Annotated in this window: 19 protein-coding genes; 10 read left to right on the top strand and 9 right to left on the bottom strand. The window is 41.2% G+C overall.

The genetic code is table 11. The features are described from left to right. The first annotated feature begins 5 nt into the window (after positions 1-5). The 3 genes from LG273_RS14690 to LG273_RS14700 all read left to right on the top strand — a co-directional run bounded on the left by LG273_RS14690 (position 6) and on the right by LG273_RS14700 (position 4,624). On the top strand, positions 6-1,055 hold the full coding sequence (locus tag LG273_RS14690) for a 2,3-butanediol dehydrogenase (RefSeq protein ID WP_404454870.1): 1,050 nt from the start codon (positions 6-8) through the stop codon (positions 1,053-1,055). A 307-nt stretch (positions 1,056-1,362) separates the two neighbouring features. Continuing rightward, complete coding sequence (locus tag LG273_RS14695; protein WP_404454873.1) at positions 1,363-3,156, top strand: cation:proton antiporter; 1,794 nt, start codon at positions 1,363-1,365, stop codon at positions 3,154-3,156. Positions 3,157-3,370: 214 nt separating this feature from the next. Further along, on the top strand, positions 3,371-4,624 hold the full coding sequence (locus LG273_RS14700) for a M20/M25/M40 family metallo-hydrolase (protein ID WP_404454876.1): 1,254 nt from the start codon (positions 3,371-3,373) through the stop codon (positions 4,622-4,624). Between the two features lie 77 nt (positions 4,625-4,701). Here the strand turns inward: LG273_RS14700 and LG273_RS14705 are convergent, their stop codons facing one another. Beyond that, positions 4,702-5,142 carry a hypothetical protein gene (locus LG273_RS14705; RefSeq protein ID WP_404454879.1) on the bottom strand — a complete coding sequence of 147 codons (441 nt, stop codon included), beginning with the start codon at positions 5,140-5,142 and terminating at the stop codon, positions 4,702-4,704. A 179-nt stretch (positions 5,143-5,321) separates the two neighbouring features. On the opposite strand from LG273_RS14705, the gene LG273_RS14710 reads away from it, so the two are divergent. Further along, the gene (locus LG273_RS14710) at positions 5,322-6,050 is read left to right on the top strand and encodes a DUF3100 domain-containing protein (protein ID WP_379563526.1); all 729 of its coding nucleotides are present in this window, start codon (positions 5,322-5,324) and stop codon (positions 6,048-6,050) included. Continuing rightward, positions 6,050-6,535, top strand: a complete 486-nt coding sequence (locus LG273_RS14715) for a hypothetical protein (RefSeq protein ID WP_404454881.1) — start codon at positions 6,050-6,052, stop codon at positions 6,533-6,535. The genes LG273_RS14710 and LG273_RS14715 overlap by 1 nt, the downstream gene beginning before the upstream one ends. A 53-nt stretch (positions 6,536-6,588) precedes the next feature. Here LG273_RS14715 and LG273_RS14720 read toward each other — a convergent pair whose 3' ends face one another. From LG273_RS14720 to LG273_RS14735, 4 genes are all read right to left on the bottom strand, one after another. Beyond that, the gene (locus LG273_RS14720) at positions 6,589-6,972 is read right to left on the bottom strand and encodes a DUF4064 domain-containing protein (RefSeq protein ID WP_379562733.1); all 384 of its coding nucleotides are present in this window, start codon (positions 6,970-6,972) and stop codon (positions 6,589-6,591) included. Positions 6,973-7,119: 147 nt separating this feature from the next. Continuing rightward, positions 7,120-7,626 carry a GrpB family protein gene (locus LG273_RS14725; protein ID WP_379563528.1) on the bottom strand — a complete coding sequence of 169 codons (507 nt, stop codon included), beginning with the start codon at positions 7,624-7,626 and terminating at the stop codon, positions 7,120-7,122. Between the two features lie 33 nt (positions 7,627-7,659). Further along, positions 7,660-8,067 carry a hypothetical protein gene (locus LG273_RS14730; RefSeq protein ID WP_379562734.1) on the bottom strand — a complete coding sequence of 136 codons (408 nt, stop codon included), beginning with the start codon at positions 8,065-8,067 and terminating at the stop codon, positions 7,660-7,662. A gap of 142 nt (positions 8,068-8,209) precedes the next feature. After that, positions 8,210-8,590 carry a hypothetical protein gene (locus LG273_RS14735; protein WP_379562735.1) on the bottom strand — a complete coding sequence of 127 codons (381 nt, stop codon included), beginning with the start codon at positions 8,588-8,590 and terminating at the stop codon, positions 8,210-8,212. Between the two features lie 205 nt (positions 8,591-8,795). On the opposite strand from LG273_RS14735, the gene LG273_RS14740 reads away from it, so the two are divergent. From LG273_RS14740 to LG273_RS14755, 4 genes are read left to right on the top strand one after another with little or no spacing between them, the layout of a single operon-like run. Continuing rightward, positions 8,796-8,999 carry a helix-turn-helix transcriptional regulator gene (locus LG273_RS14740; protein WP_379562736.1) on the top strand — a complete coding sequence of 68 codons (204 nt, stop codon included), beginning with the start codon at positions 8,796-8,798 and terminating at the stop codon, positions 8,997-8,999. After that, positions 8,999-9,376 (top strand): permease, encoded by a 378-nt coding sequence (locus LG273_RS14745; protein ID WP_379563530.1) that lies wholly within the window; start codon positions 8,999-9,001, stop codon positions 9,374-9,376. The genes LG273_RS14740 and LG273_RS14745 overlap by 1 nt, the downstream gene beginning before the upstream one ends. A 15-nt stretch (positions 9,377-9,391) precedes the next feature. Next, positions 9,392-9,571 (top strand): hypothetical protein, encoded by a 180-nt coding sequence (locus LG273_RS14750; RefSeq protein WP_379562737.1) that lies wholly within the window; start codon positions 9,392-9,394, stop codon positions 9,569-9,571. 22 nt (positions 9,572-9,593) lie between these two features. Next, entirely contained in the window at positions 9,594-10,223 is a 630-nt protein-coding gene (locus LG273_RS14755; RefSeq protein WP_379562738.1) for a hypothetical protein, read from the top strand. Positions 10,224-10,389: 166 nt separating this feature from the next. Here LG273_RS14755 and LG273_RS14760 read toward each other — a convergent pair whose 3' ends face one another. The 4 genes from LG273_RS14760 to LG273_RS14775 form a co-directional block, all read right to left on the bottom strand. Beyond that, the gene (locus LG273_RS14760; RefSeq protein ID WP_379562739.1) at positions 10,390-11,793 is read right to left on the bottom strand and encodes a dipeptidase; all 1,404 of its coding nucleotides are present in this window, start codon (positions 11,791-11,793) and stop codon (positions 10,390-10,392) included. A gap of 332 nt (positions 11,794-12,125) precedes the next feature. Continuing rightward, complete coding sequence (locus LG273_RS14765; protein WP_379562740.1) at positions 12,126-12,902, bottom strand: SDR family oxidoreductase; 777 nt, start codon at positions 12,900-12,902, stop codon at positions 12,126-12,128. Positions 12,903-12,975: 73 nt separating this feature from the next. Beyond that, positions 12,976-13,503: a GNAT family N-acetyltransferase gene (locus LG273_RS14770; RefSeq protein WP_404454887.1), complete on the bottom strand. Its 528-nt coding sequence runs from the start codon at positions 13,501-13,503 to the stop codon at positions 12,976-12,978. Between the two features lie 166 nt (positions 13,504-13,669). Then, complete coding sequence (locus tag LG273_RS14775) at positions 13,670-14,440, bottom strand: acetoin reductase (RefSeq protein ID WP_379562742.1); 771 nt, start codon at positions 14,438-14,440, stop codon at positions 13,670-13,672. Positions 14,441-14,627: 187 nt separating this feature from the next. Here LG273_RS14775 and LG273_RS14780 point away from each other — a divergent pair, with 187 nt between their 5' ends. Further along, positions 14,628-15,254 (top strand): DUF421 domain-containing protein, encoded by a 627-nt coding sequence (locus tag LG273_RS14780; RefSeq protein ID WP_379562743.1) that lies wholly within the window; start codon positions 14,628-14,630, stop codon positions 15,252-15,254. The last annotated feature ends 8 nt before the right edge of the window (positions 15,255-15,262 follow it).

The following is a 15,262-nucleotide window of genomic DNA, read 5'->3' on the forward strand; positions in this document are numbered from 1 at the left end:
TAATAATGAAAGCAGCAGTATGGCACGGAAAAAAAGATATGCGAATTGAAGATCGTGAATTAAGAGAATTAAAAGATACTGAAGTAAAGGTAAAAGTAGCTTGGGCTGGAATTTGCGGGAGTGACCTGCATGAGTATGAACACGGACCCATTACAGTACCAGTTGAAGAAAAAGAACCGTTAACAAACGACAAAGCTCCTTTCACATTCGGTCATGAATTTGCTGGGGTTGTAGAAGAAGTTGGAGCAAATGTAAAAGGCTTCAAGCCTGGTGATCGGGTTGCTGTGAATCCCACTCTTACCTATGGAAATAAGCCTGAAGGCCTCGATATATATGATGGATTCGCATTTATTGGTCTACACACAGACGGCGGTTTTACTGAGTACGCCAATGTGCCAGCAACTAATGTTTTCCATTTACCAGAGCCCCTAACATTGCAGGACGGGGCAGTAGTAGAGCCGACAGCAGTTGCGGTGCAGGCAATTAAAGAAAGTGAAATGTCATTTGGTGATACGGTTGCCGTGTTTGGTGCAGGTCCAATTGGGCTGCTTACCATCATTGCAGCGAAAGCAGCTGGTGCTACCACCATTATTGCACTGGACTTATCTGAAACCAGGTTGGAAAAAGCAAAAGATCTTGGCGCCACCCATTGCATCAACTCTGGTGATTCAGATCCAGTTAAAGAGATTTTCGAGATTGCTCCAGAGGGTGTTGATGTGTCGTTTGAAGTAGCAGGTGTTGAACCGACATTCAGACAATCTATTGAAGCAACAAAACCACGTGGCATGATGGTCATTGTTTCCATCTTCTCCAAGCCAATTGAATGGAATCCATTCCAATTAACCGGTAAAGGTGTGCGCATCACATCCTCTGCTGCTTATTCACCTTCAACTTTCCAGCAAACGATCGATTTAATGGCAGCAGGACAACTGAAGCCACAGGGAGTCATAACAGATCAAATTGAATTAGATGATATCGTAGAGAAAGGCTTCGAAGCACTCTCAAATGATAAATCACAAGCGAAGATTCTTGTGGAGTTAAGTGGAGAGAAATAATTTGTAAGGAGGAAGGCATGTGAGTGATTTGCTCGCATGTCTTTTTGTTAAGTTGGTATTGCGGAAGATTGTTTTGGCACCACTTTTCATGATCAATGCCTCTATTCGGCCTTTGTCGCGTCTGCTTCCCGAATCCTGCGTCACTTCTCATGATCGACGCGTCACTTTCGGTGGTCCTTGCGCCACTTCTCATGATCGGCGCGTCACTTTCCACTCCCCCACACTCCCAACCCTTTTCCCAAAATAAAGACAAACCCCAACAATCTTGGTAAAATAAATAACATTATAATCGTTAGAAGGTGCACGTATGGAAAATATTGTTTTAATTAGTATGGTCATTATTCTTGTTGTAGGGATTTTCTCACAATGGCTTGCGTGGCGTATTCAGTGGCCATCCATTGTGATTATGTCGATAGCCGGCTTATTGCTCGGACCGGTCTTTGGATTATTTAATCCTCAGGAAGCTTTGGGTGAGCTTTATAGTCCTCTTATTTCACTCGCTGTTGCGATTGTTTTGTTTGAGGGGAGTTCCACGCTTGATATTCGAGAAATAAAAGGTGTCTCGAAATCGGTCTTTCGTATCGTGACAGTCGGAGCAACGATCGCATGGATTGCCGGAGCTATGGCGGCACATTTTATCGCAGGGCTTAGCCTGGAAATTTCCTTTATAATTGGTGGGTTATTTGTGGTGACAGGACCTACTGTCATTATTCCATTATTACGAAATGCAAAGCTCAATCCGCGGATTGCCGCTGTTTTTAAATGGGAAGGCATTATTGTCGACCCGTTTGGTCCATTGCTTGCCCTTTTTGCTTATGAAGTAATCAAGGTGACGAATACAGAAGGCCTACATGCTGATTACATGCTTACCTTCTTTTTCAGCGCTGTAGTCGCGGTGATTTTAGGGTTGGTCATTGGCTTACTCGTGAGCATTATGGTAAGTCGAGGATTTTTCCCGGAATATTTAAAGTCACCGATTATTTTAGCGTTTGTCCTGCTTTGCTTCACGATTTCTGAAGTGATCATGCATGAGACAGGAATGCTTGCTGTAACCGTGATGGGGCTCACACTTGCCCGGACGAAAAGATACGTTTCCTCGATTGGGAATGTGAATCATTTTGTGGAAAATATCTCGGTGTTATTAACTTCGACTATTTTCATTTTACTTACGGCCTCGCTGTCTCGGGAAACCATTGCGGAGATTTTCACGTGGCCGATTATTGGATTTGTACTTGTAATGCTATTCATCGTGCGGCCATTGTCGATTTGGCTTTCTACAATAGGAACCGAACTCACGAAGCAGGAAAAAACACTCATTGGCTGGGTTGCTCCCCGAGGAGTAGTGGCCCTTACGGTGTCCGGTTATTTCGCTGGAATCTTGCTTGAGGATGGACACGAGGGTGCTGCATTGTTAACAACTTTAACTTTTGCGCTTGTTTTCATTACAGTTTGTGCACATGGCTTCACGTTGCGTCCTATGGCAAAAGCACTTGGCCTGGCAAATGACGCACCACCTGGAATCCTGATCGTTGGTGCCAGTAGCTTTTCCGTCGCTTTCGCGGATTATTTAAAAGAGATTGGTATTCCTGTATTAATTAGTGATTCCTCAATTGGAAGATTGAAGGCTGCGAAAGATAGAGAAATCCCGATTTATCATGGGCAGCTTTTAGCTGAGCATACCCAATATGATGTCGATCTCACACCATATGAAACCATTCTTGCCATGACGGGGGACATGTCCTATAACGCCCTCGTTAGTCAAACGTATGCGCCTGAATTTGGTTACCATAATACCTTTTCCATTCCATCTGGTGGAGGATTTGGGGAGGAGGAAGAAATGAATGTATCCTATAAGGCACATCTTCTTTTTGCAGAGGATGCGATTTTCACGGAGCTGAACCGTAAAATAAATACGGATTATGATATAAAAGCTTTGCCAATTCAAGAAAATAGCAAGCTGGATAAAGACTCTCTTACAGAGGATGTTACCCCACTCTTCATTCAAAAGGAAAACAAGACCATTCAACTTGTTACATTAAGTAAAAAGCTGAATCTACTTGAAGGAGATCAATTGGTTGTGTTGAAAAGGAAAGAAAATTAATAACGTGGATGATTTGCAAAAATAAAGGATAGATAGCTAAAGAAGCGCACCCACTGCAATGATGCAGTCGGGTGCTTTTTTATATTTAGTTCCAAATAAAAACCGAACATTAATTAAAATATAAACTTAAAAATTCGGTATTGACTCGTTTTTTGTCGAATGCTACTATATTAAAGTACTTTAATACGTTAACTTGAGTAACGGAGGTCGAAACATGCTTTTTAAAGAACAATACAATGAAATCAAAGAAATTGCAGAGGATATTTATTATCACCCTGAACTTGGCTATAAAGAAACACGTACAAAAGAGAAAGTCTTTAATTATCTAACAAAGGTAAATCCGAACATTCAAGTGGAAGAGTTTAGTACAACGGGATTTAAAACGACACTTGGTAATCCAAACAGTGATACGCATATCGGTTTTATCGCGGAGCTTGATGCGGTGTATGCGCCTAGTCACATGTACGCCGATAAAGAAACGGGTGCAGCTCATAATTGTGGTCACTATACCCAGGTAGCTATCGCACTTGCTTTATACACCCACCTAATTAAGTCTGGTACACATTTGCAAAACAAAATCAGCTTTATCTTTGTTCCAGCAGAAGAATACCTTGACCTGGATTACCGAGATAACCTTATAAAAGATGGGACCATTTCCCATTATGGCGGGAAACCTGAAGCAATGAAGCTTGGCGTCTTTGATGATATTGATCTTGGCATTTGTGTTCATGCAATTGGCGGGGAGTTTGAGAAGCGCACCGTTGAAATTAATTGTGATTTGGCAGGCTTCCTCTATAAAAAATATACTTTTGAAGGAAAAGCCACCCACGCAGGATTTGATCCCTTTTCTGCCAAAAACGCCTACAGCATGTCCACTTTATTCAATACTGCCGTTGCACTAGGACGTCAACAGCTGGATGAAGCAGAGCATGTGCGCGTAAATCCAATCGTTATGCAATCCGACATGTCGACCAATGTTGTGCCAAACAACATTACAGTCGGAACAGATTTACGGACAAAAACCGTTGACTATTTAAAAGATACAGCAATGAAGCTGGACGATGCAGCAAATGGCAGTGCCCTTGCGCTTCAAGGGAAAGTAAATACTCACACGCAAATGGGCTACCTTCCTTTTGTTCAGGATCGGTATCTATCGACTTTTGTGAAAGATGCATTTAATACGTCTACTGAAATCGAAGAGCTAATGAACAACAATTTTATTAGCGCAGCCGGAGATATCGGCGATTTATCTTACATGATGCCATGCATCCAAATTGGGTACAGCGGCTTCACAGGTACCATTCACGGAGATGACTTTATTGATGTGGACCCGGAATTCATTTACGAAGTCTTTCCTAGATTCCTTGCTCAGGTTCTTGAAAAAATGGACTGCACGATTGATAAGGACAAGCTTTATCGCAGATCATACGGAGAATATATAGAACTTATTAATAGTATTGTTGAATAGATTGGTGGGCTAGAGGTGGAGGGCTGTTCTATGGACCATGTGTGCTGTGCTATCGACCATGCGTGCCGGCCTATTAATCATGCGTGTTGCTCTATCAACCAAGTGTGCTGCTCTATCAACCATGAGGGCTGATCTATCGACCAAGCGCACTGCTCTATCAACCAGGTGCACTGCTCTATCAACCATGTGCGCTGTTCTACCGACCATGCGCACTGCTCTATCAACCAGGTGCGCTGTTCTACCGACCAAGCGTACTGCTCTATCAACCATGCGCGCTCGCCTATCAACCAAGTGCACTGCTCTATCAACCATGCATGCTGTTCTATCAACCATGAGGGCTGATCTATCGACCAAGCGCACTGCTCTATCAACCATGTGCGCTGTTCTACCGACCATGCGCACTGCTCTATCAACCAGGTGCGCTGTTCTACCGACCAAGCGTACTGCTCTATCAACCATGCGCGCTCGCCTATCAACCAAGTGCACTGCTCTATCAACCATGCGAGCTGTTCTATCAACCAAGAGCGCTCGCCTATCAACCACGAAAAACTGAGGCCTGTCCGCCACAGGGGAACTATATAAAAACAACTAATCTATCTATCTAAAAAAGAGAAATCTCCAGAAGCGAGGGGTATACGTGATTAAAAACTTTATTTATTTTCTTATTTTTGTTTTGGCTGTGATTACTGTGTCAGAAATGATTGGTTTTCAGAGCATTGCTATTGGTTCGTTTAACATCGGTTTGTTGCCGTTAGTTTTTGCCATTATTATTACGATGGTCCTCGGACTGCAAATTTTCCGAAAGGGCTTTTGGAAAAAGATTTACAGTGATCGAAATATTAGTTTCGCAGGAAAATACCTTATTTTTATTATGCTGCCTCTAATGGCTAGGTACGGGGCGGATGTTGCGCCTCAGATCCGTGAAATTCTGCAAGTGGGTTGGGTGTTTATCATCCAGGAAATCGGCAACCTCGGAACAGTCTTAATTGGCTTGCCTATTGCACTCTTGCTCGGCTTACGAAGAGAAGCAATTGGTGCAACGTTGGGTATTGGGCGTGAGGGCGAGCTTGCGTATATATCGGAAAAATATACGCTGGAATCCAAGGAAGGCCGTGGTGTCCTTTCCATCTATATCATTGGGACCTTGTTTGGCGCCATCTTCTTTAGTGTATTTGCCCCGTTGCTACTTGACCTTGGAATTCGCGTAGAAGCACTGGCTATGGCATCAGGCGTTGGTTCTGGGAGTATGATGAGTGCTGCGTCTGCAACATTGGTTGCACGTATACCTGAGATGGAAAGCACGATCTTGGCTTATGCATCTGCTAGTCAGCTCCTAACAAGCTTTCTCGGCACATTCACCATGGTATTTTTAGCCGCTCCATTACAGCGATTCATGTATAAAACTCTCGTTCGAGGTGACAAATAATGAGCCCAGCTATGCGCAGATATGTTAAATACGGACTAATTCTTTTCTTAAGTGTTGCACTAATTTTATTCACACAGGAACTTAAACTGGTGAAAAACCCTGAATCTACCCCTGTGACTGGCATGACGTTAGCGGGGCTTGGTGTCTTGTGGCTATTTTCCATGATTGGAATTCTTATTTCCGACTTTCTGCAAAAGTCACCGATCAAATTTATTCGCGATTTTCCGATCCTTGGCTGGGTATCGATCACGTCGTTAGTTTTATGCCTGATCTCAGACTTTTTCGTGCAGGCAATTCAAGCAGTGGACTTTCTTTCCATTACAACACCAATTCTTACGTTCGCTGGAATTTCTGTTGCCAATCGTCTTGTGGACTTGCGTAATACATCCTGGAAGGTTGCGATTGTAGCTGTCTTCGTTTTCACCGGAACCTATGCTGGGAGTGCCTTGCTTGCACAGCTTGGATTATTACTTTCTGGAAATTAAGGCATAGAAAAAATCCGCTACCATTACGGTGCGGATTTTTTTGTATGGTGCTATCAACTTTTCCGAAAAAGGCACATAAGGCCTGCAATGAGGTAGAGAATACACTGAAATGCTACCCCGGTAAATAAAAGCCAGCTACTAATCACAGCTGATGCAATAAACAAACCACCAGCTAGCTTAGCATTGCTTTTCACCTTAATAATGGCAATAATCCCCAATATAAAACTAATGACAAAGCTAAGGACTAGCAGCCATAATAAGTTATTTGCTATATATAGGATGTTGGAAACGATATCCCACTCTACACTGTCGATGGATTCTCCAAACCAGCCTATGCCCGAATTTACCAGTAAAATAATACCTGTTCCTAAAATAGCTACTAAGAAATCCATAATGACAGCGACGACACCTAATACTCTTTCAATGGTCCGATTCATTTTGTTCCTCCTCCCTTGCATGTGTGAATCTAATATCCTGTACGGAATAATTGCTACATTGGTTTCAAATTTCCCGACTTAAATGGGATTTAAACAGAAATGAAGGAAAGTGGCGCACACAGAATTGAGCCCTGTAAAAATGCACTATTATATTCTTTCCAAAACAGATCTTACAAATTCCGTTTTTTCCTCGGCATATTTGTGCTTATTATGCTTATTTGCATTCGATAATTGAATTTTTAGTTCCTCATAGTCTCTTTTTGCATCCTGATTGTTCCGTAAATAATCTCTAAACATTAATTGCTCCATTAAAAATCTACTTCCCTTTTCGTACATATGAATTTGATGCGTTCTTGGTTCACCCTTATTGAAATAATGTCGTTCTGGCAAAATGTTTGTCCCTCTATAAGCATAACCCAGGCTCTCTAAGTGGCTAACACAGTGCCCACCATCATGGAAGTCATGAAGGACTACAGCAATATCAATAATTGGTTTGGCGCTGATTCCTTCTACTGCAGTGCTACCTATGTGGTGGATCTCAAGGATATACTGCTGCAGCCCTTGTTGAATTTTTTCCTTCTCTAATTGAAATTCCTGTTGCCAAGTATGAGTCCAAGGTGCTAAAAATACCTCGCCTTTTGGTAGACCGAGCATGTTATCTTCTCCCTTCATTTCTCTTCCATCCTGCTATTCTTCTTTCATAAAAACTCCAACAAAAAACAAAACCAATCCTATTAAAAGAATTATGGGGAAGACAAAAAGCATCAATAGTGCTCCCCAAGGCTTCTCTTCAATTCGGGCATAGCTCATACCGATAGAATAAGCTAATGGAAAAGAAATGGGTATAATAAGCAAAGTTCCCCAGATCTTGTATTTCGTTTTATTAGATTTCCCCTTGCTAAGTAAGCTTGCTAAAATCACGGTTAATAGCGTGATGACGTATCCTAAAGTAATTGGAGAAAGATAGAAGTCTTCTTGAGCCAGCCAATGATCGTTATCTACAACAAAAATAAAAAATCTGACCCATGCTATTGTAAAATAAACTAATGAGATAACAAGAACAGAAATTAGAACATCATATACGTTTTTGCTCATTATGTAACTCCTTTCGCTTTAAGGTAGCTAGCGTTCTTACCAACAACTAGTGAATGTTGTGGCGAATATTTGTAATAAACTGGAACGTACTTAAAGCGTTTTTTAATTTATCCTTGAGTAGTTTCCATTTTGAATAAAGCACTTAATCGCTGCTGCTTTTAACTTCTATCTTATCTGTAAATCTTACAGGCGGGTCTGATTCTCCTTCACCATCATAATAACCAACTATTGTTTTACCTACAGCCAAGTTCAATTCCTCGTATTTTTCCTCGGTGACAACATAGAAGGCACCATTATTTTCTTGTGCTAGTTTAATTAATTCTTCTCTTGTCTTATTAAGAACATTTGTATTCTCCAAACTAGGTAAAGTCAATAGGAGATAATCTCCTTCAAAGGTATCCGACTTTTCTATATGAACGATGACACCTTCTTCCCTAATTTCTTCCGAAGCGCTTTCATTATTCTGTTCCCCACAAGCTCCCAACATCACAATAACTAACATAAAAGCTACCACTCTTATCAACTTATACACCTCCCAATTGATCCTGGACATTTCGGTGAATAACTTGTTGTATCTCTATTTTAACATTATTTCATTGGAACTGATTTAATACGGTAGGATATGTAATTTTGCAATTGGCCACGACACAGATGCAATGTAAAGCACCCTTGACGTTAAGCGAACTTTACATATACAATGGACTTATCATATAAGGGAAGTGAAAGGATTGAAAAATAATCTTAAACAAATTCGGGAAACCAATCACTATTCCCAAGAACGCTTAGCAAAGGAACTAGGTGTTTCCAGACAAACCATCATTTCAATTGAAAAAGGAAGATACAATCCTTCTCTCCCCCTAGCCTTAAAGATTGGGAGAATTTTTAATGTCTATTTGGAAGATGTTTTTCTATTAGAAGACGAGGAGGGGTAATTGTGTATAATCGACTAGCTTTTTTAGTCGCAGGAAGTCTGTTTACGATGATGGGGATTTTTCTGGCAGTCATGGCGTTTATGGTTAAAGCTGCTCCAGTACCCCAAACCTATACCGTTTTTTCAATGGCTATTATGTGTTTCTGCTTAAGTTACTTATTTCCACAATTCATTCAGAAGGATGAAAGAATGAAGTTAATCCGGCAGAAGGGAATGTTTTTCTCCTTTTTTGCATTCTTAATTTATTCGGCTCTTTTTACCACACTTCTTCATTTTGAGATCATTCATCTATCCGCATTAGAAGCCATCTCGATTTTAACCGCATTAATGATTAGTACCGTATTTATTTCATGGGTGGTTTTAGCACGAATATATTAAGAAGGAGGGGCGCTGATGCAACAGTATTTTTCCATCATTTTGTTTATAGTCGGCTTTGCTTTTTTCTACCTATTTATTCGTAAAGATGTGGATGAGGAGAAAAGAATGACGAAAAAGGGATTTGTAAAATTTTTAAGCGTAATGGTCCTCCTCTTTTTAATAACATTCTCCCTTGTCTTTCTTATGGAACGATAACAAGGCAAGCAGGATTTCCGTTATGCTGTGCAGAATTTATATGACGATGGGAAAGTTTTACTTAGAAAAAGGGGTGAATGTATTGGAAGGTTTGCTAATTGGATTGCCTGACATGTTGATCTTTATTATTTTATATGGCTCTCTTGCATTGGGGGTCTTTATCACCGTTAAATTAGTAAAAGGCTTCATCACAACAAAACAAATTAACAATCGCATGCTCCTTATCGCCTTAGTATTTAATGTACTCAATTTTTATCTTATCTATGATTTGATGACGACCCCACCAGAAATCACTTCAGGAAATGGCAACCCATTCATCCCAAATATCCTAATTTCTTTCTTTCTATTTATCTCTTTTTGTGTTGTTTTTTCGCTCAAAGTAATGAATATTCTAGTTATGAAGAAAGTTTGGCTAAGTCTATTATTCATTGTGGCAGCGATCGCGATAAGTTGGTATTCCGTTATTTCTCAATTGGATTTTGTCTTCGCCATAAAAGAAGCGCTTTACTATCCAATCGGCAGTTGGTTGAGTTGGTGGAAAAGCATCCATTTAAATTCTTTATACTTTAATTCCTACACCTTTTTGTTGGGAATTAGTGTCTCTTGTTTGTTTGCGGGTGTTTTTGTGTTGGTTAGGAAGCGGTTTGTGTAGATGTAATTGTAATACCGATTTTACATTGCAAAATGGGCTGTATGTTAACCAGCTTCCTTTGGTTATCCTTTAGGCCAGACGATGAAGCGAATTTTATGGAAACCTCGTTTCATCGTCCGGCCGTATATTTTTATAAAGAAATATTTTAATTCAAGCAATAAACTAGTCATTCCACCCAAAAAATCCTCGTCTCTCTCTGCTGGTTTCCTTCTTTATCTTCCACATGGAATGTCGCGACATGGAATTTTTCGTTCAATGGCTCTTCCATAGCAAATGACATTGTGGAGGTATCTGCATTGAATGTTGCCTGGTGAGAAATGCCGTCCACAATGACTTTTAAGTTGTCCGGGTTAAGGTCGGTTCCGTCCTCTAATTGGATACTCGCAGACAATTTCGGGGTACGCTCACTTAACTGCTCTCCCATCTCAAATGCAGGCTCTATCTGCACACCTTTTATCATGGTTAGAGGATCTGCTTTTGCTTGGACTTCCTTTAACACCCGTAAAGTATTAAGCCCCATAATTTTACTGATTTCTTCCTCAGAATAGCCTCTTTCCAAAAGTGCATCCTTTAATTTGCCTATTTCACTGGAATCCTTCAAATCACTTGGCAGCCTTGCTCCATCAAAGTCAGAACCAATTGCCACATGGTCCACGCCCATTATGTCAACTGCATGGTCAATATGGTCGACTACATCCGCCAGCGTCGCTTCACCTGATTCGGTTAGAAATTCCGGGTAAAATACAATTCCAATCACACCACCATTCTCTTTTAATGCAAGCAACTGCTCATCTGTCAAATTACGTTGATGGTCCTTTAAGGCTTTTACTCCTGAATGAGTGGCGATAACAGGTGCATTGCTTGTTTCAATTACCTCCCAAAACGTGCTTTCAGCCATGTGAGAAACGTCAACCGCCATCCCTAATCGATTCATCTCATTTATGACTTGAGCACCAAGCTCTGTGAGCCCGCCAGTTGAGGCAGTTTTGGCTGAATCATCGAAAACCTGATCCGCTCCTTCGCCAAGCGCGTTCGAATAATTCCACGTAAAGCCAATGGTCGTAACACCAAGATCTTTATATTGACGGGTTAATTCGAGTGCATTTTCTTCATTCAGCGAATACGCCCCTTCAATAGTAGGAACTGCAGCTATTTTCCCATTATGTACGGTAGAAAAAATCTCGGGAACATTGGAAGCTATTTGCAAATGGTCAGGATTACTCTTTTCGGTTCCGTATAGAGCAGAGATTTGCGCAAGCGTGTGGCTTATACTTCGTGCATCATTCCCATAAAACCCCGGTGTATACGCAGCAAAAAAAGGAACGTTTAATCCCCCTTTCTGCAGCTTGGGGATATCCACAGCAAAATCTGTGTTTTGCCCGATATCTGTTGTCGGCATCCAAGTATTCGAATCTATTAATTGATACATTGTATCCTGATGCCCATCCACAATAAGCTCCTCACTTGGACGCATTAGCTCCCCTCCCCCATTAAAAGCGCTAAGCATTGCATTCGAATTCGGAAGCAAAAGAATGATAGATAAGATGAGATAAAATAATTTCAGATTCATTGATATTGCTTCCTCCTTTGTTAGTGTGTATTTGTCTGGTTGATATTTTAATTAAATTTTATTGAGCTTTTGCTGCGTCTTCTTGCTGTGCTGGTGCGTCTGTTTGGATAGCTCTTGCGTCTCTTTGGCTGATGCTTGCGTCAGTTCCTACCGTTATCGCGTCACTTCCCGGCAGATCCGTGTAACGTTAGCCTATATGGTTTCACTTTTCAGCGACCACGTTTCACTTTCCAGCTCCCTCGTTTCACTTTCCCGCCCTCACGTTTCACTTCCACGCTCTCCCCATTCGCCTGCCACGTTGCACTCCACTTCAATCGCCTACCTCTTCACCATCATCTCAACAAGGACTCCGCTCCGTCAATAAACAATTCAGTACCTGTTATGTGGCTTGCTTGATCGGATAGGAGGAAGTGCACCAAATCTGCTACTTGTTCAGGCTTGCCTGCACCATGTTCGAGTGGCTGCGAGCCTTCTGGAAATTCAACTGGAATTTGTACCTTTTTTAATTTATCTTTTTCTGGGAATGTGTTTTCTCCAATATTCGTTTCAATCGCACCAGGGCAGATGATATTTACGCGAATGCCATATTCAGCAAGCTCTAATGCGGCCATTTTTCCAAAAGCCATCTGCCCAGCTTTGGAGGAGCTGTAAGCACTCATGCCAAAACCTGTAAAGGTGCGATTTCCATTGATTGAGCTTGTGATCACAATACTGCCCCCATGCTGTTTCATAGGAGGGATCGCATACTTCACCGCTAAAAAAGTGCTTCGTAAATTTGTTGCCAAGGTCGTGTCCCACTCGTCTGGGTCGAGATCCTCGATGGGTGCAATGCTGCCATTAATGCCGGCATTCGCAAACACTGCATCTAATCGGTCCCATTTCCAAATCACCTTTCGGACGCTCCTCTCCATTTCATCTGGATTGGAAACATCCGCCTCCACAGCGATCGCATCCCCGCCCATTTCCTCGATTTCCTGTTGTACGGCATCAATGTTCTCCTTGTGAAGATCAAATAATGCCACCTTTGCTCCCGCTTGGGCAAGACGCAGCGCAGATGCCCGGCCAATTCCTGAACCAGCACCTGTGATGATCGCAACTTTATTATTCATATGGGTATACCACCTTTTTTATAGGGAGTATACCCGTATGAAAAAAGATGTATGTATAAAATGAGGCACTCCTTTAATCTGTCCTCAATCTAGCATACATCGCCAAGTCTACAAATTCACCTTTTGCTTTTTCAGCATCACGCAAGGTCCCCTCAAATATAAAACCGAGCTTTTGTAACAAGCGAATGGAATTTCTATTTTGCGGTTCTACTTTTGCCTCTATACGATGCATATCCAATTCTGTAAAAGCATAGTTCACCAGCGTACGGATCGCTTCAGTGGCGTAGCCCTTCCCCCAATGCTCCTTGGCCAGTTCATAGCCAAGCTCTGTTTTTTGATTGGTAAAATCAAGGACATTATAACCACAGCTGCCAATAATCTTTCCACTACCCTTTAAATGTATCGTATATCGTTGTGCCTTCATCTCTTCAGCCAGACTTGTTAAAAGGCGGATCATTTCCCTTGCCTGTGCTACATCTTTAAAGGCAGGTATGTTCATGAACTCGGTAACAGCAGGATCTGACCATAAAGCAAACAAACCATCCGTATCGCTATCGTGCATCTTTTTTAATGTTAAACGTTCTGTCGTAAGGTCTTTCATCAATTTCTTCCTCCATTTTTTTTAGTATATGAGAGTAGAATATTGATATCTGCGCATCACTCATTCCCTTCAGAGGTTTTCTTTATTATATAATTTTCCTGCTACGTTTTGCACGAAAAAAAGAGAAGGCCACGATGACCTTCTCCGTTTTTATTAGAAGAAATAATTAGTGCACTTCAATACCACCATCAATGTTGATAGCTTGTCCTGTCATATAATCTGAATCAGATGACGCAAGATAAGAAACTAAGTTTGCTACGTCTTCTGGAGTTTGAGAACGCTCTAGTGGAATGCCGTTTACTTGTTGCTGCCAAGCTTCGCCTTCTTTAAGGCCTTTATATTCGACCATTCCTTTGTCAATGCGATCCCACATGCCTGTGCCAACGATACCTGGGCAATACGCATTTACTTTAATGTTAAACTGAGCAAGCTCTTTAGCAGAAACTTGAGTTAGTCCGTGAACAGCGAACTTCGTTGCAGAATATGCGCCTAGTAATTCGAATGCTGTTTTCCCAGCAATACTGCAGGCATTGATGATTTTACCGCCATTTTCCTGTTCTTTCATCTGTTTTGCAGCTGCCTGTATGCCATAAACTGTACCATACACATTAACATTAAAGATTTTGTCCAGACTCTCTGGCTTGATATCCTCGACTGCTTCCACCTGATCAATTCCAGCATTGTTAATAAACACATCGACTGAACCAAATTTATCAACCGCTTTCTTAACTAGATCGAATTGATCCTCTTGCTTAGCCACATTTCCTTCTACTGCAATGGCCTCAATATTATTCTTTTTAAATTCTTCTACCGTTTCCTGGGCGAGGTCAATATTCATGTCATTGATCACAATATTAAACCCGTCATTGCCAAGTCGCTCGGCAATCCCTTTCCCGATACCTTGTGCTCCGCCTGTAATGACTGCTACTTTACTCATATATACCACCTTTTCTAAAATTTTCTATGTAGTGTTTCTACCCTAGGACTAAAAACGCAAAACATCTTGTGAATAATCCATTTAAATAAATGATTCGGTGTAAAGTCCTCAAAAGGAGTTTTTGAATAGATCCGACCTAAATAGAACACCTTAGAATTAGTAACCTAATTAGATTGGAGTTTGCTCTGTGGAAGATGTTCTATTTATTATTTATCGCACAATCGTTGCATTTATCGTTATCCTACTTTTTTTCAAACTGACAGGTAAAAAAGATGTTGGTGAAATTAGTATCCTCGAAATTGCTGTAACCCTTATGATCGCGGATCTGGCTGTCATTATAATTGAGCACAGGGAAGGATCATTGTTCCATGGCATCTTGCCAATGATTCTTCTTGTCATCATTCAATTTGGTGTTTCCTTTATAACCTTGAAAAGTCAAAAGGCACGTAATGTCATTGATGGCAGACCCACCATGATTATCGAGAATGGAAAGTGTCACCAAAAGAACATGAAAGACCTCGGTTATACAGTGGATGACCTTTATACACAGCTTCGCGACAAGGGAATTTCCGACATTTCCACAGTAAAATATGCATTAATCGAGGCATCGGGCTCTTTTTCAGTCTTTGATTACGAAACCCCATTTAGTTTACCCATCATTATCGACGGCGTAGTACAGGAGGAGCAATTAGACCTGTTACGGGTGAATAAAAAATGGCTATTTAGCCAAATTGAACAGCGAGGTTATTCCGTGGAAAATGTGTTTATCTGTAGTTATACAGACGGAGAACTTTATATAGAAAAAAAGGAGTAGAACCTCCC

The sequence above is a fragment of the Oceanobacillus kapialis genome (genome assembly GCF_044790185.1).
Classification (GTDB): Bacteria; Bacillota; Bacilli; order Bacillales; family Amphibacillaceae; genus Oceanobacillus_B; species Oceanobacillus_B kapialis.